This is a genomic window from Pseudomonas sp. FA-1 (assembly GCF_056856075.1).
In genome coordinates this window covers 1-234 of record NZ_JBWXTH010000083.1, presented here as the reverse complement: position 1 = coordinate 234, position 234 = coordinate 1, and the positions used below count along the sequence as shown (strand labels likewise).

The following is a 234-nucleotide window of genomic DNA, read 5'->3' as shown; positions in this document are numbered from 1 at the left end:
ACACGGATGCGCACTCGCTCGCCTGTGCGTGCGACGAACGGGTCGATGCCCGGGAACGCGCGGCTGTTCCACGTCCACAGGTTGAAGTCGAGCATCGTGTTGACCTTCGGCGTCGCGCTACCGGGTTCAATGTCGTAGGCATTGAGGATGAAGCCGAAGTCGCGGTCGACCTTGAACTGCTTCGGGTCCTTCGGGTGCACGATGAACAAGCCCATCATCCCCATCGCCATCTGC

The 234-nt window shown here is 61.5% G+C and carries 1 protein-coding gene; it reads right to left on the bottom strand.

Going from position 1 to position 234, the window contains the following annotated elements:
- A partial coding sequence (locus AC1MHZ_RS23540) for a cupredoxin domain-containing protein (RefSeq protein WP_482967029.1) occupies nt 1-234 on the bottom strand: 234 nt, incomplete at both ends.